Annotated in this window: 16 protein-coding genes; 9 read left to right on the top strand and 7 right to left on the bottom strand. The window is 39.0% G+C overall.

Annotation, left to right across the window (positions count from 1 at the left end; translation table 11 throughout):
* The first annotated feature begins 60 nt into the window (after nucleotides 1–60).
* Nucleotides 61–1,434: an oxygen-independent coproporphyrinogen III oxidase gene (gene hemN, locus D7029_RS17665; protein ID WP_194951398.1), complete on the top strand. Its 1,374-nt coding sequence runs from the start codon at nucleotides 61–63 to the stop codon at nucleotides 1,432–1,434.
* 19 nt (nucleotides 1,435–1,453) lie between these two features.
* Here hemN and glnG read toward each other — a convergent pair whose 3' ends face one another.
* From glnG to glnA, 3 genes are all read right to left on the bottom strand, one after another.
* Complete coding sequence (glnG, locus tag D7029_RS17660; protein WP_088494325.1) at nucleotides 1,454–2,878, bottom strand: nitrogen regulation protein NR(I); 1,425 nt, start codon at nucleotides 2,876–2,878, stop codon at nucleotides 1,454–1,456.
* A gap of 10 nt (nucleotides 2,879–2,888) precedes the next feature.
* Complete coding sequence (glnL, locus tag D7029_RS17655) at nucleotides 2,889–3,935, bottom strand: nitrogen regulation protein NR(II) (protein WP_075671278.1); 1,047 nt, start codon at nucleotides 3,933–3,935, stop codon at nucleotides 2,889–2,891.
* A 185-nt stretch (nucleotides 3,936–4,120) separates the two neighbouring features.
* Nucleotides 4,121–5,530 carry a glutamate--ammonia ligase gene (gene glnA / locus D7029_RS17650; RefSeq protein WP_088494326.1) on the bottom strand — a complete coding sequence of 470 codons (1,410 nt, stop codon included), beginning with the start codon at nucleotides 5,528–5,530 and terminating at the stop codon, nucleotides 4,121–4,123.
* Nucleotides 5,531–5,889: 359 nt separating this feature from the next.
* On the opposite strand from glnA, the gene typA reads away from it, so the two are divergent.
* From typA to rluF, 7 genes are all read left to right on the top strand, one after another.
* Nucleotides 5,890–7,725 carry a ribosome-dependent GTPase TypA gene (gene typA, locus D7029_RS17645; protein WP_023583239.1) on the top strand — a complete coding sequence of 612 codons (1,836 nt, stop codon included), beginning with the start codon at nucleotides 5,890–5,892 and terminating at the stop codon, nucleotides 7,723–7,725.
* A gap of 387 nt (nucleotides 7,726–8,112) precedes the next feature.
* Nucleotides 8,113–8,421 carry a helix-turn-helix domain-containing protein gene (locus D7029_RS17640; RefSeq protein ID WP_194951397.1) on the top strand — a complete coding sequence of 103 codons (309 nt, stop codon included), beginning with the start codon at nucleotides 8,113–8,115 and terminating at the stop codon, nucleotides 8,419–8,421.
* Nucleotides 8,422–8,424: 3 nt separating this feature from the next.
* Entirely contained in the window at nucleotides 8,425–8,844 is a 420-nt protein-coding gene (locus tag D7029_RS17635; protein WP_194951396.1) for a HipA N-terminal domain-containing protein, read from the top strand.
* A 204-nt stretch (nucleotides 8,845–9,048) separates the two neighbouring features.
* Complete coding sequence (gene yihX / locus D7029_RS17630; RefSeq protein WP_194951395.1) at nucleotides 9,049–9,666, top strand: glucose-1-phosphatase; 618 nt, start codon at nucleotides 9,049–9,051, stop codon at nucleotides 9,664–9,666.
* A gap of 67 nt (nucleotides 9,667–9,733) precedes the next feature.
* Nucleotides 9,734–10,171, top strand: coding sequence for a D-aminoacyl-tRNA deacylase (gene dtd, locus D7029_RS17625; protein WP_088494329.1), 438 nt, complete (start codon nucleotides 9,734–9,736; stop codon nucleotides 10,169–10,171).
* 36 nt (nucleotides 10,172–10,207) lie between these two features.
* Entirely contained in the window at nucleotides 10,208–11,122 is a 915-nt protein-coding gene (fabY, locus tag D7029_RS17620) for a fatty acid biosynthesis protein FabY (RefSeq protein ID WP_088494330.1), read from the top strand.
* Nucleotides 11,123–11,296: 174 nt separating this feature from the next.
* Entirely contained in the window at nucleotides 11,297–12,178 is an 882-nt protein-coding gene (gene rluF, locus D7029_RS17615) for a 23S rRNA pseudouridine(2604) synthase RluF (protein ID WP_194951394.1), read from the top strand.
* Between the two features lie 91 nt (nucleotides 12,179–12,269).
* Here the strand turns inward: rluF and D7029_RS17610 are convergent, their stop codons facing one another.
* From D7029_RS17610 to D7029_RS17595, 4 genes are all read right to left on the bottom strand, one after another.
* The gene (locus tag D7029_RS17610) at nucleotides 12,270–12,509 is read right to left on the bottom strand and encodes a hypothetical protein (protein WP_088494331.1); all 240 of its coding nucleotides are present in this window, start codon (nucleotides 12,507–12,509) and stop codon (nucleotides 12,270–12,272) included.
* 87 nt (nucleotides 12,510–12,596) lie between these two features.
* On the bottom strand, nucleotides 12,597–14,273 hold the full coding sequence (locus tag D7029_RS17605) for an AsmA family protein (RefSeq protein WP_194951393.1): 1,677 nt from the start codon (nucleotides 14,271–14,273) through the stop codon (nucleotides 12,597–12,599).
* Nucleotides 14,274–14,373: 100 nt separating this feature from the next.
* Nucleotides 14,374–14,904: a hypothetical protein gene (locus D7029_RS17600; RefSeq protein WP_194951392.1), complete on the bottom strand. Its 531-nt coding sequence runs from the start codon at nucleotides 14,902–14,904 to the stop codon at nucleotides 14,374–14,376.
* 154 nt (nucleotides 14,905–15,058) lie between these two features.
* Nucleotides 15,059–16,450: a uracil-xanthine permease family protein gene (locus D7029_RS17595; protein ID WP_194951391.1), complete on the bottom strand. Its 1,392-nt coding sequence runs from the start codon at nucleotides 16,448–16,450 to the stop codon at nucleotides 15,059–15,061.
* A gap of 241 nt (nucleotides 16,451–16,691) precedes the next feature.
* Here D7029_RS17595 and gltS point away from each other — a divergent pair, with 241 nt between their 5' ends.
* The gene (gltS, locus tag D7029_RS17590; RefSeq protein WP_194951390.1) at nucleotides 16,692–17,909 is read left to right on the top strand and encodes a sodium/glutamate symporter; all 1,218 of its coding nucleotides are present in this window, start codon (nucleotides 16,692–16,694) and stop codon (nucleotides 17,907–17,909) included.
* Nucleotides 17,910–17,989 lie beyond the last annotated feature (80 nt).

The raw sequence follows: 17,989 nt of genomic DNA, 5'->3' as shown, positions 1-17,989 counted from the left end.
ATTCATAATGTCTGTTTGCTGGTATGAAATATCAGCGGTTCACTTTTGGAAGGTAGAGGCATGTCAGAACAAACAATTATTTGGGATCTTGACCTGATCCATAAGTATAACTATTCAGGTCCTCGCTATACATCATACCCAACAGCATTAGAGTTTAATCAGCAATATGGCGATGATGATTTTATCAAAGCGACTCAACGTTATCTTGAGCGCCCTTTATCGCTTTATATTCATATCCCTTTCTGCCATAAGCTGTGCTATTTCTGCGGCTGTAATAAAATTATTACGCGGCATAAACATAAGGCAGATGAATATCTTGATGTTTTAGAAAAAGAAATTATTAACAGGGCTCGTTATTTTAAAGACAGAAAAGTGACTCAAATGCATTGGGGTGGGGGCACACCTACTTTTCTGGATAAGCAACAAATTAGCCGATTGGTTTCGCTATTACGTCACCATTTTCATTTTGTTGATAATGCAGAACTCTCTATTGAAATCGATCCTCGTGAAATTGAGCTAGATGTTATCGATCATCTGCGCCATGAAGGATTTAATCGCCTAAGTATGGGTGTGCAAGATTTCAATAAAGAAGTACAACAAAAAGTCAATCGTGAGCAAGATGAAGCGTTTATTTTTGCATTGGTAGAGCGTGCGCGTGAAGTGGGTTTTCACTCCACCAGCATTGACTTAATTTATGGTTTACCTAAGCAAACCAAAGAGAGTTTTGCCTTTACATTAAAACGCGTTATTGAATTATCACCCGATAGATTAAGTGTTTTCAATTATGCACACTTACCTAATTTATTCGCTGCTCAGCGTAAAATTAAAGATGAAGATCTCCCTTTAGCTGAAGAAAAATTAGAAATATTACAAGAAACAATTTCTACGCTGACAACAAACGGCTATCAGTTTATTGGTATGGATCACTTTGCTAAACCTGATGACGAATTAGCCGTTGCTCAGCGCAAAGGTATTTTACATCGTAATTTCCAAGGCTATACCACTCATGAAGAGTGTGATTTATTAGGCATGGGAGTTTCTGCAATAAGTATGTTAGGCGATAACTATGCGCAAAATGAAAAAGTATTGAAAGAGTATTATGCGCGTGTAAATAGTGAAGGGAATGCACTATGGCGAGGTTTATCTCTGACTAATGATGATTGTATTCGTCGAGATGTAATTAAAACCTTAATTTGTAATTTTAGTCTGCGTTTTTCTGATATTGAAAAAATGCACAATATTGTCTTCCATGACTATTTTAAAGAAGATTTAGAATTACTTGTGCCAATGAAGGATGATGGTTTAGTTGAAATAACAGTAGACGGTATCCAAGTTACACCACGAGGACGTTTGCTAATTCGTAATATCTGTATGTGTTTTGATACCTATTTACGAAATCAAATGCGCCAACGTCAATTCTCGCGTGTTATTTAATCGATGAAGGGGTAGAGGATCAATATTCCTCTATCCCTAACTCTTTTAATTTACGGGTTAATGTATTTCTTCCCCAACCTAATAATCTTGCCGCATCTTGTTTATGTCCTTGTGTGTATGCCAAGGCACTAAGTAATAATGTGCGTTCAAATTGAGGTAGGGCATCTGTTAAGATATTTTCTTTTCCTTCCCCTAATGCTTCATCTGCCCATAATGAAAGGTGCTGTGACCAATGTTGAGAAGAAGCAATTCGACTGATATTTTTGGCTTTCTCATCAGGTTGGCGAATTTCTTGTGGTAAATCTTGAGGCATTATCTCTTGGCTTGCCGTCATTACGGTTAACCAGCGACACACATTCTCTAATTGTCTGACGTTACCTGACCAGTTGTATTCCATCATTATTTGCAAACTTTGCTGATGAAGCGCTTTGGTTTCGACACCTAATTCTTTTGCTGTTTTTTGTAGAAAATAGCGTGCTAAGCTGGGAATATCTTCCGTTCTATCTCGTAATGGGGGTAACTGAATACGTATTACATTGAGTCGATGATAGAGATCTTCACGAAAATCACCTGCTTGAACTCGCTTTTCTAAATCTTGATGTGTAGCGGCAATAATACGTACATCGACTTTTACAGGGGCATAACCACCTACTCGATAGAATTGCCCTTCAGCAAGGACTCGCAGTAAACGTGTTTGAATATCAAGAGGCATATCGCCAATTTCATCAAGAAACAGTGAGCCGCCATTCGCTTGTTCAAATCGACCTTGTCGTACTTGAGAAGCACCTGTAAATGCGCCTTTTTCGTGACCAAAAAGCTCTGATTCAATCAGGTCTTTAGGAATGGCTGCCATATTTAAGGCGATAAAAGGAGAGGAAGATCTTGGGCTGTGGCGATGTAATGCATGTGCCACTAATTCTTTCCCTGTCCCTGATTCCCCATTAATCAGCACACTAATTGAAGAGCGAGAAAGCCGACCAATAATACGGTAAACCTCTTGCATTGCAGGTGCTTCGCCAATCATATCTGAAACTGATTGCAATGAAGTTTCATCGTTATTCGGTTGTTTTTGCTCGCGATAATGAGTAATGGCGCGATCAATTAGTGCCAACGTTTCGTCGATATCGAACGGCTTTGGTAAGTAATCAAATGCCCCTTGTTGATAGGCATTAACAGCCGCATCGAGATCAGAATGTGCCGTCATAATAATCACGGGCAGAGTTGGATATTGTTCTTTAATTATTTTTAGAAGAGATAAACCATCAATATCAGGCATACGAATGTCTGATAACAATACATCAGGTATTTCTGTATTAAGTGCATTAAGCACATCATTCGCATGTTCAAAGGTTTTACATGACAGACCTTCACGAGAAATAGCGCGTTCAAGTACCCAGCGAATAGAGCTGTCATCATCAACAACCCATACATTTCCTTTTTGCATTGGTTATCTCCTACTTAATTGGTAAATAAATAGAAAATTCAGTATTTCCGGGCCAACTGGTAAATTCAATTTTACCTGCATGCTGATCCACTAAATTACGTGCAATAGATAACCCCAACCCATTGCCACCTTCTCGACCGCTCACCATAGGATAAAAAAGCGTATCTTGTAGATGAGGAGGAATGCCATCACCGGTATCAATCACATCAATGCGAGCAACAAGGCGATGGCGTTCGCCATGAAGCGTGACTTGAAAAGCAGTACGGGTACGTAAAATAATCGTCCCTCCTGTTTTTTCAACGGCTTGTAAAGCATTGCGTGTAATATTTAGGAGTACCTGTTCTATTTGATCTGGGTAATGTGATAACTCAGGTAAACTCGGATCGTAATCTTTCAATAAGGTGACATTTTCAGGGCATTCAAGGGAAATAAGCTGAGCTACGCGCTCCACAACATGATGAATACTCTGATGGGTTTTTGTCCCCGGATGTTGAGGACCAAGCAATCTATCCACCAGCACCCGTAGGCGATCAGCTTGTTCAATAATGACTTGCGTGTATTCCGTTAAGGCAGGATCAGGTAAGGATTTTGCTAGCAATTGAGCTGCACCTCGTAATCCTCCTAACGGGTTTTTAATTTCATGTGCCAGCCCCCTAACCAATTCCCTAGCAGCCATTTGTTGGGCTTGTTGGATCTGCTCTTGGCTTAACCGGCGTTGACTATCCATAGGCGCCAGTTCCAGCAAAATATGTTGCTCGGAAATAGGTTGGGCACTGAGCGACATTGTGTGTGATTGGTTATTGACAACCAATATCACTTCATTGTCGGTAAAGCTTTGTCCATTCGCTAATGTTTCACGCATTAAATCAGCATCAAAAGAGTAATAGCTGAAAAGGGCAGTGAAAGGCGTTTCAAATAGTTTTCGACGGCTTTGTGCTAAAACCTGTAACGCAGAATGATTTGCGTAGCAAATAATAAACTCTTTGTTGATAACCAATACAGAGTGTATCAGTGAGTCTAAAATTAATGTGTTGTCAGGTAAGTCTGCCGTTTCCATATTGAATACCCCATTGCACCATTTTAGTGCATCTTACCTTTATTACATTAATGAACCAATGCGTAAGTGAAAAGACTGACTCCTTAAGTGGGAGAAAAGTGCCCATCCGAAGATGGGCAAAATAGCTTCACGGCAAAAAAAACAGTTTTACATCTAGGCTTAAGTGTTTATTAGTAAAAATAGTCTTAAGCGCTGTAATACATTTCAAATTCAAGAGGATGCGGAGCCATACGTACACGTTGTACATCAGCACGTAATAATTCTAAGTAAGCATCAATAGCATCATCAGTAAATACACCACCGCGAGTTAAGAATTCACGATCTGCATTTAATGTATTTAATGCTTCTTCTAATGAACCTGCGACAGTTGGGATCTCTTTCGCTTCTTCTGGTGGTAAGTCATAGAGGTTTTTATCCATAGCATCACCAGGGTGAATTTTATTGATAATTCCATCAAGACCAGCCATTAACTGCGCAGCAAACGCAAGGTAAGGGTTTGCTAACGGATCTGGGAAACGAACTTCAATACGGCGCGCTTTCATGCTAGCAACAACTGGAATACGAATTGACGCTGAACGGTTACGTGCAGAGTAAGCCAGCATTACAGGTGCTTCAAAACCCGGAACTAAACGTTTGTAAGAGTTAGTGGTTGGGTTAGTAAATGCATTTAATGCACGAGCGTGTTTGATAATACCGCCGATGTAATACAGCGCCATTTCAGATAATCCGCCGTATTTGTCACCTGCAAACAGGTTTACGCCGTTTTTAGACAGTGACATATGGCAGTGCATACCTGAACCGTTATCACCAACTAATGGTTTTGGCATAAAGGTCGCTGTTTTACCAAATACGTGAGCCACGTTTTGTACCACGTATTTATAAATTTGAGTTTCATCTGCTTTTTTGGTCATGGTATTAAAGCGAGTAGCCACTTCATTTTGACCCGCAGTTGCTACTTCATGGTGATGAGCTTCAACAACTAAGCCCATTTCTTCCATGATGTTACACATAGTAGAACGAATATCTTGTGATGAATCAACGGGTGGCAGTGGGAAATAACCCCCTTTAACCATTGGGCGGTGACCTTTGTTACCGTCTTCATATTTGGTATTGGTGTTCCATGCAGCTTCAATATCATTGATAGCGTAAGAAGCGCCTGAAATATCGTTTTTGAAACGAATATCATCAAACAGGAAGAATTCTGGCTCTGGCCCAAACAGCACTGTATCTGCGATACCACTTGATTTTAAATAGTCTTCAGCACGTTTTGAGATTGAACGTGGGTCGCGATCGTAACCTTGCATTGTGCCAGGTTCTAAAACGTCACAACGAATAATCAGGGTTGGATCTTGGAAAAATGGGTCAAGCATTGCAGTTGTTGCATCTGGCATCAGCACCATGTCTGATTCGTTAATGCCTTTCCAGCCACCAATAGAAGAACCATCGAACATTTTTCCTTCTTCAAAGAAATCATCGTTAACCTGATGAGCCGGAATAGTAAGATGTTGTTCTTTACCGCGGGTATCAGTGAAACGTAAGTCAATATATCTAACTTTATGTTCTTCAATCATGGATAACACATGTTCAAGGGACATAGGAACTCTCCTGGCGAATGGTTTTATTGAGTGCAGTGGCCTTACACATTTTTCGGTGAATTTTTTGCTCACCTAAATTCTATTGCGAAAAGCATGCCAACTTATCTAAAAAGGGATATATACTGTATTGATGAAGTTTAGTGTAGAATATCTCCTGTGATTTTTTAATTATTGCACAAAGTTGGTGCAAATTAAGCCTAATTAATTGCACTATTTTGGTGCAATTGAACGGATGCTACTAAATTCTGAGGCGTGAAAAGGATCACAATTCAATTAATTGCATATTGTTAAGCAATCATTATTGTGATCTTGTTTAGTCTCTCGTCTAAAGCGTGTACAATACTGCGCTTATTTCTACAATGCCTGAGGCAAATTTTGTGATCGAAAACTTGCGTAATATCGCCATCATCGCCCACGTTGACCATGGTAAAACAACTATCGTCGATAAATTACTACAGCAATCTGGTACGTTCGGTGAACGTGAAACCGTTGCTGAGCGCGTGATGGACTCAAATGATCTCGAAAGAGAGCGCGGAATTACTATTCTTGCGAAAAATACAGCGATTAAATGGAATGACTATCGTATCAATATCGTAGATACCCCAGGACACGCCGACTTCGGTGGTGAGGTAGAACGCGTTATGTCTATGGTAGACTGCGTTCTATTGCTGGTTGACGCGATGGATGGCCCAATGCCACAAACTCGTTTTGTGACACAAAAAGCGTTTGCTAACAACTTAAAACCAATTGTTGTTATCAATAAAGTTGACCGCCCTGGTGCGCGTCCAGACTGGGTTGTTGATCAGGTATTTGACCTGTTCGTAAACTTAGGCGCAACTGACGAACAACTTGATTTCCCAATTATCTATGCATCTGCATTAAATGGTATTGCGGGAACAGATTACAATGACATGGCTGAAGATATGACTCCGTTATATGAAGCTATTGTCAAATATGTAGAGCCACCAAAAGTTGATCTGGAAGGCACATTCCAGATGCAAATTTCTCAGTTGGACTACAACAACTACATGGGTGTTATCGGTATCGGTCGTATCAAGCGTGGTAAGGTTAAACCTAACCAGCAAGTTACTATCATCGATAGCGAAGGTAATACTCGTAACGGTAAAGTCGGTAAAGTGTTAGGTCACTTAGGCTTAGAACGTATCGAAGTTGACGTCGCAGAAGCTGGCGATATCATTGCCATCACAGGCTTAGGCGAACTGAATATTTCTGATACGATCTGCGAAACAGGTGCTGTTGAAGCATTACCTGCATTAGCCGTTGATGAACCAACTGTTAGCATGTATTTCTGTGTTAATACTTCACCTTTCTGTGGTCGTGAAGGTAAGTTTGTGACTTCTCGTCAGATTTTAGATCGTCTGAAAAAAGAGTTAGTCCATAACGTAGCATTACGTGTAGAAGAAACTGAAGATCCAGATGCATTCCGTGTATCAGGTCGTGGTGAGCTTCACCTGTCAGTTCTGATTGAAAATATGCGTCGTGAAGGTTACGAATTAGGTGTATCTCGTCCTAAAGTTATCTTCCGTGATATTGACGGCCGTAAACAAGAGCCTTTCGAACAAGTTACTATCGATATTGAAGAACAACACCAAGGTGATGTGATGCAAGCGATGGGTGAGCGTAAAGGCGAAATGCGTGATATGCAACCAGATGGTAAAGGACGTGTACGTTTAGACTACATTATCCCTAGCCGTGGTCTGATTGGTTTCCGTACTGAATTTATGACCATGACATCAGGTACTGGTTTACTGTACGCAACATTCAGTCATTATGATGATGTTCGTCCGGGTGAAATCGGTCGCCGTAATAACGGTGTTATGATCTCTAATGGCCAAGGTAAAGCCGTTGCTTACGCACTGTATAGCTTACAAGACCGCGGTAAATTATTCGTGACTCATGGTGCAGAAGTTTATGAAGGCCAAGTGATTGGTATTCATACTCGCTCTAATGACTTAACAGTAAACTGCTTAACGGGTAAAAAGCTGACTAACATGCGTGCTTCTGGTACAGATGAGGCGACAACGCTGACTCCACACCTGAAACAAACATTAGAACAAGCATTAGAATTTATTGATGACGATGAGTTAGTTGAAGTAACTCCGCAGTCTATCCGTCTGCGTAAGCGTTATCTGTCAGAAAACGATCGTCGTCGCGCTTACCGTAGCAAAGACTAATTCGTTATTCTGATAACATAATTCTTAGGGCGCGTTAGCGCCCTGAGTTTATACTCGTCATACTTCAAGTTACAGAGGAGTTGACTACGCTCAGTTAGTCGAGTCACATAGCTTATCTATGTTCCCCGCCTATCTTCACTTGTTGCCTATCTGTAACTCAAATTATTTAGAGTATAGGTACTATAGGTACCATAAGACGAATGCGGTGGAGTATTTGCCACCGCATAAGTTTTTCTCTTCCTGCCTCTCTTTTCTTACCTTTTATTCCTCAAGTTGCATTTACAACTTAAGTGTTGTTTATAACTCAAAATACAACTTATAAGTTGTTTTTAAGTTGCAATACAACTAAAGTGTTGTAAAAATCACCAATACAATATCGAAACACATATGAAAACGATTAATGAAATTGCCAATTTAATAGCTGAACAACGTAAAAAATTAGGCATAGAGCAAAAAGATATGTATTTACGTATTGGTATGAAGCAACAACAATACCAACGCATAGAATCAGGCAATGATATTAAGCTCTCTACCTTACTACGGGTACTAGAAGGATTAGATTTAGAGTTATCAATTAAGGCTAAAAATTCTAATGTAAACTCGGCAATTGCAAATACGGAGATAGCCAACAGAAGCAAAATTGATTTGGACGATGACGTGGATGATCTCGATTTTTGGTTTAAGAAAAAGGAATAACCAATGATTAAACAGGTTGAGAAAGTGGAAGGTCTTAATATTCAGTTACATGGCATTGATGTTGCGATTATTGCACATTATGCTGGTGGGAAAAATATACTGACATTTAATCCCCATTTTGTCGATATGCCAAAAGAAAGTCGACCGAGTTTCACATTAAGACAGTTATTTGATCCTGAATATTTAACTAAGCCTCAAATTCGCACACAGAAAATCTCGCCTGTGCTATCTAACTTGCTACCTGAAGGTGTATTAAGAGAATACATTGCGAATGTATTGAAATGCCATATAGATAATGAATTTGCCATTCTTGCTTATTTAGGGGCAAATTTACCCGGTGCTATTTTAGTAACACCTATAAAAGCAGGAGCGGTTCCTAATTGGGCACAGTTGCATGATGATTTTAAAATCATACAAAAATAAATAAGAAGAAGGTGTTTTATCATCACATCACAACTTCATTGTAGATAATGATGCTTTTAGTCTCATTTTTCGTCTCTCCCTATTCTGGTTTTATGTTTTACAAAAAAATTAAGTGTGATTATTGTACTTTTTTGGTGTTTAAGCCTGTTCAGTAAAGCGATTTATGATTAAAGTAAAATGAGTTTTCTATTATGGAGAGGATTTATGCTTTATATCTTTGATATGGGTAATGTGATTATTGATATCGATTTTAACCGGGTATTCGCAGTATGGAGTAAACTCAGTGGTGTTCCATTAGCGAACATAAAAAAGAACTTCACCACAGGAGAGATCTTTAAATTACACGAACGCGGCAATATTACAGACATCGAGTTTGCAGAAGAAATCAGTTCAGAATTAGAAATGAATTTAAGCTTTGAACAGTTTGCTGAAGGATGGCAGGCTATTTTCGTCGCATTACGCCCTGAAGTCATTGATATAATGAATAAGTTAAGAGAACAAGGACATCGGGTCGTGGTGTTATCAAATACTAACCGTTTACACCAAGACTACTGGCCGGAACACTATCCTGAAATAGCTGCCTCAGCAGATTTCCTCTATCTATCTCAAGATATCGGTATGAGAAAACCTGATCCTGAAATCTATAAATATGTTTTACAGTCTGAAGACGTCGAAGCACAGAATGCCGTTTTCTTTGATGATGTGAAAGCCAATGTTGATGCAGCCATTGCTGTGGGTATGAAAGGTGTACATGTCATTGATAAACAAACTGTCATTGACTACTTTAAAGATTATGATTTTTCTCTCCCAGTAGAAGAATAATGCTATTGTAAGGATAACAATGGATTGAATTTGTTATCCTTTTTTATTGATTTATTTTGGAGAGAGTATGATCGCGTTAATTCAACGAGTGACACAGGCAAAAGTGGATATTGCAGGTGAAACAGTCGGCGCTATTAATCAAGGTTTGTTGGTTTTATTAGGTGTAGAGAAAGACGACAACGAACAGAAAGCCAAAAGATTATGTGAAAAAGTGTGCGGTTATCGCATATTTAGCGATGAAAACGACAAGATGAACCTAAATGTGCAACAAGCAGGTGGTAGTTTATTAGTCGTCTCTCAATTCACCCTTGCCGCAGAAACACAAAAAGGAATGCGCCCTGGTTTTTCGAATGGTGCCCCCCCTGAATTAGCGAAAGATCTCTACCACTACTTTATAGAACAATGTCAGCAACAAGGTTTAGAAACACAAACAGGCCAATTCGCCGCGGATATGCAAATCACACTGACTAATGACGGTCCAGTCACCTTTTGGTTGCAGGTATAACGTCAAATATGTCGTGATGTTAAAAGGAGCTCAGATATGTACCATTTACGAACCCCAAAAACAGAGGCGGAATTTGATGCCTATTATGCTTTTCGCTGGGAAATGCTTCGTAAACCTCTACATCAACCTGAAGGCTCTGAAAAAGACGGTTATGATACCCTTGCTCATCACCAAATGGTTGTCGATGAAACCGGTCAACCTGTCGCGATTGGACGGCTTTATATTAATGCGGATAACGAAGGCGCTATCCGCTTTATGGCAGTACGTACAGATGCGCAAGGTAAAGGCTTAGGCACTCTTGTTGCTATGGCGCTAGAGTCATTGGCTCGCCAAGAAGGTATAAAACGGATCGTATGTAGTGCAAGAGAAGAGTCTGTAAACTTCTTTGAAAAATTGGGTTATGAAAATTGTGGTCTAGTCACAGGCCCACAAACTACACCCATTAAGCACTTCTTTATGAAAAAAAGTATTGAGTCTTTAGATGACATTCTTCATCGACCAGATTGGTGTGCTGAATTACAAAAACAGTGGCATCAACATATTCCTTTAAGTGAGAAAATGGGATTACGTATTACTCAATATACGGGAACTCGTTTTTATACCACTATCCCAGAAGCGGGAAACCAAAACCCTCATCACACTATTTTTGCTGGCAGCCAATTTTCACTCGCAACATTAACCGGTTGGGGATTGATTTGGCTATTAATGCGAGAGCATAAGTTACAAGGTGATATTGTGCTGGTGGATGCTCATATTCGTTATCGCAAACCTGTATCAGGACGTCCTGCGGCCGTTGCAGATATGGAAAATTTAAGCGGGGATTTAGGGCGATTAGCGAAGGGCAGTAAAGCTCGCATTAAGCTAGATGTTGATATTTGTGGCGATGAAGGTGTTGGTGCTGTTTTTAGTGGTACTTATATTGTATTACCTTCACAAAATAAGCAATGTTAAGTGTGCTTATTTTAATTAATTGAATTTAATCTATTTTTTACCGATCTTATCGACGTTTTTGTTATCTTTTCTACGTTAAAGCGTGGGGATAATCAATCTATGCTCTAATGCTTATTTTATAGTGTTTCTATCGCTATCCAATTGATGTATATTTCGCAGTTTACGGAGGGAAGCATGGACACCAATTTATCTACTCGTCTTAATAAATATATCAGTGAAAGCGGGATCTGCTCACGTCGTGAGGCTGACCGTTATATTGAGCAAGGACTTGTCCTTATTAATGGCAAGCGTGCCGGTATTGGCGACCAAGTATTTGCGGGCGATGAAGTCAAAGTCAATGGTCGGTTGATTGAAGCACAGGATAACTCTGAGCTAGTTTTGATTGCACTGAATAAGCCAGTAGGTATTGTCAGTACCACAGATGATGGCGAGAAAGATAATATTGTTGACTATGTTAACCACAGTACTCGTATTTTCCCAATTGGACGTTTAGATAAAGACTCTCAAGGGTTGATTTTCCTGACCAACCACGGCGATTTAGTGAATAAAATCCTACGTGCAGGTAATGATCACGAAAAAGAGTATCTCGTGACAGTGAATAAGCCGATTACTGATGAGTTTATTCATGGTATGGGTGCTGGTGTTCCTATCATGGGACAAAAAACCAAGAAATGTAAGGTTAAGAAAGAAGCGCCGATGGTGTTTCGTATTACCTTAGTTCAAGGGTTAAATCGTCAAATTCGTCGTATGTGTGAATATTTTGGTTATGAAGTCACTAAGCTTGAACGTATTCGTATTATGAATGTGAGCTTATCAGGATTGCCTGTCGGTGAATGGCGTGATTTGACGGATGATGAGCTGATTACCTTATTTGAATCGATTGAAAAATCGACTTCTGAAGCACCGCCAAAACCAAAGCAAAATAAGCCGAAAAAACAAATTAGTAGCAATGCAAAAGCATTGGGTATTCATATTCCTCAAACAAAAACCAAAGAAACGGAAAATAATTCCCGTAAGCGTTTTGTTCAGCCTGGTCGTAAAAAGAAAAAACGTTAAGTTCATCTTTGAAGATGCGATAAAAACAAAAAAACACCTGAAAGGGTGTTTTTTGTTTGTTCTATTTAAGACAAATTACACATCGATAAAATTAGTCTAAATCAAGCTCATCTAATTTATTTTGGCGACGTTCAAGTACGATAGCTGCAAGTTCAGCATCCATAACTCGCTCAATCAATGCATCATAATCTTCTTTAGAAAGGCAATAGAACAACGGAGTTTTGTTGTCATCACACACAAGCAGTGTGCTGTTATCTTCAAGTGCAGTTAAAGGAGATTGTTGAAACACATTTAAAGATATTTTTTCAGGGGAAAAATCTTCGTCAGACATGAAAACTCCACAATAAAGAAAAGGGCAATAGCGCATTGTAACGCTTTTTATAAAGGGAGCAATCCGTGCTCCTGCGAAAGATCAATATTATAGGTGATTAATTATTTCGCCATTTTGTATCACTGAGTTGAGTATTTGTTGCTCACCTTTACTTCCAGTTAATGTACCATTAAGTGTTGATTCCACAGGGCTTGAACGTAAATCCCCTTTCAATTTTAATGTGAATTGGCCTATTTCGTCAGAGTAGGTTGTTTTTAAACCCAATGTGTAAGGCGTTGATAAAGGTACATTTAGTCCATTAGCAATAAGTGAGAATTGGCGCTGTTGGTTAGATTGTACTAAACCGGCTGAACCTCGAACAATGCCGTCACCAATAAATGCTGAATATTGCTCAACGATAGCGTTGTCTTGTTGAGTGACAATTTTTAAATCAGGGCGACGTAATTCAATACGATTTAATGTACCACTATCAGCATTAAATACCGCTGAGCCTTGCCATAATCCCCATTCCCCTTCTTTTGCAATCACTAAATTTTGCAGTTTTCCTGTTAAGTTGGTGAATTGGAATGGAAATTCTGGCGTGATATCAATCAAGATGGATTGATTGATAGATAACTGTTCGATAGTGATATTTTGAATATTACTCTTATCATCTATTGGTTTAGTTAAAAAAGTGAGCCAATTTTCAGGTAGTGTATATAAAAGGCCTGATAATGTGGCGTCTTGGATCGTAATCGTTTTATTACCTTTATTCCAATTACCAGCAAGCTTAATTAAGCCTTTCTCGTAGCGTAGGCTGAGGCTATCTAGATTGAGTTGATGATTTTGTTGATTAAGTTTTGCGATAAGATCAGTGAAGTGTTCATCTTGAAAAACAACATCATTTGTATTGAGTTCACCAGTTGTAAATGAAAGAGCGTTATCCCAACTAAACTGAGAAAATTGCCCATCAAAACCGCTGACTGCCCACTGTTTTCCTTCAGCAGTAAAATCAACAATATTAAGTGCTCTTATACTAATACGAGGGTATTTAGAGAGAGACTGAATTAATTCGTTAAAGGTTTGCGAGGATTGCCAGCGCAAGCCATTCATATAAACTTCATCAAATTTCCATTGATTATCTTGATATTGCCCGCTCAAAGATAGTGAGCCATTAAGTAAACGAGTACCTAATTTCTCTATTTGAATATTATTAGGTTGATATTGCCCAGAGATAATAAAATTACTGAATTCATTATTATTTACCATGCCATTAGCAATAGAAAATTGGAAATGGCCTGCTCCTATTAAATCGGTTGATGTTGGGAGCCACGGCGTAATACCGCCCGTCACTTTCTTGGCATCAAAAGAAAAATCAGTTTTTTCACTACTTAGTGCCATATTTTTAAATTGTAAGATATCGGCACTTAAGGGTATTGAAGGTGTTTTGTCTGCAAACTCAATATTGCCATTTTCTAATGTGATTTTTTGTAGATGAGAAGGTGTGGTAAAAAATTGCCAATTAAATCGAATTTGTGCTGATTTAGCCGATACGGTGGCTTTATCTTGTTTAGGATTAACGAGGAGATCATGGACAATGACTTGCTCGGGTTGCATAAGATCATGCTCAATACCTGAGAAGCGAATATCATAGTCAGTGTATTGTGTCAGCCATTCACTGGTTTTCTGCGCGCCCCACTGAGTCTGAATAAAAGCGTAAATTATAATAATAAATAAAATAACGATAAGTATCAGAGATACCAAACTTTTCATCAGCCAGCGCATAACCCTTCTCCTGTTTTATACTCCATCAAAACATTATACAGTTATGCCTGAAAACTAGGCGATGCTCAAGTATTCATCGGATAGATCAAAGAGATTTCACTCATTTATTAAGGATGTTAGATATTCTGGATGTCAGGTTTTCCGTATTGGGTAATTGTTTTAAATGACTATTTATCTCCTCTAGTATTTTCATAACCCATTGAGCATGTTTTGTTTCTGTTGTACTTAATTTTTGCAGCTGAAGTTTGTTACTGTAGTTAATTAATCGAGAAATCAAATCATTAGGTTCAAGACTGCCAGAACGGTAAACATCGTGAAGATTAGGTGTAATGTAAGATTGATTCTGTAAGTAATTAAATGAATATTTAAGGGCATCCACTGTAGGCTTATTAAGATATGGATTGGTTAAAAACGTATCTAAATCTTTTTTAATATGCTCTAAATTGAATTCAGCAACAGACTTATTTCCTAAATAAGTAAATTTATGCTCACTATTAAATAATGAAAGAATAGAGTCTTTGAGATAAGTAAAAAATTGCCCAATAGTTTGTATATGAAAATCTTGAGTAGACGGATAACTTTTTAAGTATTCGAGTGCAGGGTTTTTAATTGGGTTCAATGGTGTAGCCATGTTATTTTCCTTTGATTTTCAGTATTGAGATAAAGATTTACCGTAACGCAAAGGACAATACTTTTATAAAAATACCATTGACCTAAAGATGATAAATAAAGCGCTATTTTCATAATCCCAAATAGCGCTTTACTCATTTGTTGCGAGTTAATCATTATTTTTCTGGTGGGAAAATCAGATTTAAAATAATGGCTGTTAAACCGCCCGCAGCAATACCTGATGATAGCAATGTTTTTAGCCAATCAGGGGCAAACTGTAATATTTGAGGCTGTTGCGAAACGCCTAAGCCTACTGCAAGTGAAATAGCAAGGATCATGATAGCTCGGCGGTTTAATGCCTCTTTAGACACAATACGTACACCGGACGCAGCTATCGTACCGAACATCACTAATGTGGCTCCGCCTAATACTGGCTCAGGAATTCTTTGTACAAATTCAGCAACGAAGGGAAATAAACCCAAGATAACAAGCATTGCCGCAACAACATAACCTACGTAACGACTAGCAACACCCGTTAATTGGATCACACCATTATTTTGACCAAAACAAGAGTTTGGAAAGGTATTGAAAAATGCTGAAACCATGGAGTTAATTCCATTAGCTAATACGCCCCCTTTAATGCGTTTCATATACAAAGGACCGCTGACGGGTTGCTCTGAAACATCAGACGTTGCTGTGATATCACCAATAGTTTCTAGCGAAGTGATCATAAACACCAGCATTAAAGGAATAAGTAAATGCCAATCAAATGACAGCCCATAATAAAATGGCTCAGGAATAGTCATAAAAGGCGTTTCTTGATGTTCTGCGGGTGTGGGTAACATATCTAAAGCCCAAGCAAGAACATAGCCCACAGCCATTGCAATGACTAAAGAAGCTACTCGTAAGTAAGGATTTTTTTGTCGATTAAGTAAAATAATAACGATAAGAACAGAGCCTGCTAATAACAAGTTTTGTGGTGAACCAAAGGTATTGTTCTCGATGGCTGCATAACCACCACCAATAGAGGTTAATCCAACTTGAATTAAAGAGAGGCCGATTATCATCACTACGACACCTGAAACCAACGGTGTAATGATACGTCTTGCTAAGTGAAGTACACGAGAAAGAATAATTTCGGTTAGTGAGGCAACCATTAGAGTACCAAAAAGGGCTGCCATCATTGTTGGAATATCAACCCCACCATTTTTAAGTGCTAATCCCCCCATAATGAGCGGAGCAACAAAGTTGAAGCTCGTTCCTTGAATTGATAACAATCCTGAACCTATCGGCCCCCAAGCTCGAATTTGAATAAGAGAGGCAATGCCTGATGCAAATAAAGACATGCTGATAATGCGTTGGGTATCGTGTGCAGGTAGTCCTAATGCTTGGCAAATGAGGATCGCGGGTGTAATAACCGCGACAAACATGGCTAAAAGATGTTGGCAAGCAGCAAAAAGGGTTTGTGGTAATGGCGGTTTTTCTTCTAAAGCAAAAAGAAGTTCGCTATTTTTTTTAATTGAAACGTCACTATTTTTAGGCAAATTTTGATTTTCTGAAGTAACCATGGTGTGAATTTCTTATTCGGCAAAAACGGTATTTTAATGATCTGCGCCACAAAAGCAATCGTTTGCGTAAAAATGATGTTATCAAAATGCATAAGAGGCGCTCACATTTTTATATGTTTTAACTTGTGTTTGTCTCCGTTTTTTTTTCTAATCGGGGATACCTGCTTTTGGCGTTGTTTATGGATGAACTTAGCGTCGTAGTATTTTTATATAAAATTAACAAATAAGACGGGGTACATAAATGTATCATCTTGATGTTTATGGCACGCTGGTTGCGGCCACTTTGGTTCTCTTGATCGGACGTAAGTTAGTGAAATCTGTTCCTTTTTTAGAACGGTATACGATCCCGGAACCCGTTGCAGGTGGGCTACTTGTTGCAGTTCTTCTATTAGCATTCAAATCTTTTATGGACTGGGAAGTGAGTTTTGATCTCTCACTTAAAGATCCATTAATGCTAGCCTTCTTTGCAACAATTGGTTTAAACGCAAACCTCGCGAGTTTAAAAGCGGGAGGAAAAGCGCTTTTTATTTTCGTCTTTGTTGTTGTTGGATTGTTGTTTGTACAAAACACAGTCGGTATTGCATTGGCAGAAATGTTAGGCCTTGATCCATTAATGGGATTACTGGCTGGTTCGATTACTTTATCGGGTGGTCATGGTACTGGTGCTGCTTGGGGTAAAACCTTTGTTGAAAACTATGGTTTTATGAGTGCGTCTGAAGTGGCGATGGCTTGTGCGACCTTTGGTTTAGTTTTAGGGGGATTGATTGGTGGCCCAGTTGCACGCTACTTAATCAAAAATATCCCAACGCCAGGATTAGGCGCCGACGACCATGAAATGCCAACTGCGTTTGAGAAGCCGACAACAGGCAGAATGATCACTTCAATGGTTTTATTAGAAACTATTGCGATGATCTCTATCTGTTTAATGGCGGGTACTTTCCTTTCTCAATTGTTAGAAGGTACTGCATTCTCACTACCGACCTTTGTGTGTGTTCTGTTTATTGGCGTTATTTTAAGTAATAGCCTTTCAATGCTTGGGTTCTACCGTGTTTTTGATAGAGCCGTGTCAGTCTTAGGTAACGTAAGTTTGTCGTTATTCTTAGCGATGGCATTAATGAGCTTGAAATTATGGGAGCTTGCATCACTGGCGATACCAATGCTGGTTATCCTTGGTGTTCAAGCGGCTGTAATGGCGCTGTATGCGATTTTTGTGACTTTCCGTGTTATGGGTAAAAACTACGATGCTGCGATTTTAGCAGCTGGTCACTGTGGTTTTGGTTTAGGTGCTACACCAACTGCGATTGCGAATATGCAAGCCGTGACAGACCGTTTTGGACCTTCTCATCTTGCGTTCTTAGTCGTACCTATGGTCGGTGCATTCTTCATTGATATTGTGAATGCAATAGTGATTAAACTGTATCTGATGCTACCGTTTTTTACACCTATAGTTGCAGGGTAGTTTGGCTACTATAAATTAAAATAGCTTCAAAAACGTTAAAGAGCACCTCAATGTTGAATATCGACATTGAGGTGTTTTTC

Source organism: Proteus vulgaris (assembly GCF_016647575.1).
Classification (GTDB): domain Bacteria; phylum Pseudomonadota; class Gammaproteobacteria; order Enterobacterales; family Enterobacteriaceae; genus Proteus; species Proteus mirabilis_B.
The sequence above is the reverse complement of the archived record's forward strand: the minus strand, read 5'-3'. Positions and strand labels throughout refer to the sequence as shown.

Coding starts and splice junctions, on each gene's coding strand:
- D7029_RS17635 (WP_194951396.1), top strand. CDS start 8,425: ATGATTAAACAGGTTGAGAAAGTGGAAGGTCTTAATATTCAGTTACAT.
- D7029_RS17605 (WP_194951393.1), bottom strand. CDS start 14,273: ATGCGCTGGCTGATGAAAAGTTTGGTATCTCTGATACTTATCGTTATT.
- dtd (WP_088494329.1), top strand. CDS start 9,734: ATGATCGCGTTAATTCAACGAGTGACACAGGCAAAAGTGGATATTGCA.
- yihX (WP_194951395.1), top strand. CDS start 9,049: ATGCTTTATATCTTTGATATGGGTAATGTGATTATTGATATCGATTTT.
- glnA (WP_088494326.1), bottom strand. CDS start 5,530: ATGTCCCTTGAACATGTGTTATCCATGATTGAAGAACATAAAGTTAGA.
- D7029_RS17610 (WP_088494331.1), bottom strand. CDS start 12,509: ATGTCTGACGAAGATTTTTCCCCTGAAAAAATATCTTTAAATGTGTTT.
- hemN (WP_194951398.1), top strand. CDS start 61: ATGTCAGAACAAACAATTATTTGGGATCTTGACCTGATCCATAAGTAT.
- glnG (WP_088494325.1), bottom strand. CDS start 2,878: ATGCAAAAAGGAAATGTATGGGTTGTTGATGATGACAGCTCTATTCGC.
- glnL (WP_075671278.1), bottom strand. CDS start 3,935: ATGGAAACGGCAGACTTACCTGACAACACATTAATTTTAGACTCACTG.
- gltS (WP_194951390.1), top strand. CDS start 16,692: ATGTATCATCTTGATGTTTATGGCACGCTGGTTGCGGCCACTTTGGTT.
- D7029_RS17600 (WP_194951392.1), bottom strand. CDS start 14,904: ATGGCTACACCATTGAACCCAATTAAAAACCCTGCACTCGAATACTTA.
- rluF (WP_194951394.1), top strand. CDS start 11,297: ATGGACACCAATTTATCTACTCGTCTTAATAAATATATCAGTGAAAGC.
- fabY (WP_088494330.1), top strand. CDS start 10,208: ATGTACCATTTACGAACCCCAAAAACAGAGGCGGAATTTGATGCCTAT.
- D7029_RS17595 (WP_194951391.1), bottom strand. CDS start 16,450: ATGGTTACTTCAGAAAATCAAAATTTGCCTAAAAATAGTGACGTTTCA.
- D7029_RS17640 (WP_194951397.1), top strand. CDS start 8,113: ATGAAAACGATTAATGAAATTGCCAATTTAATAGCTGAACAACGTAAA.
- typA (WP_023583239.1), top strand. CDS start 5,890: ATGCCTGAGGCAAATTTTGTGATCGAAAACTTGCGTAATATCGCCATC.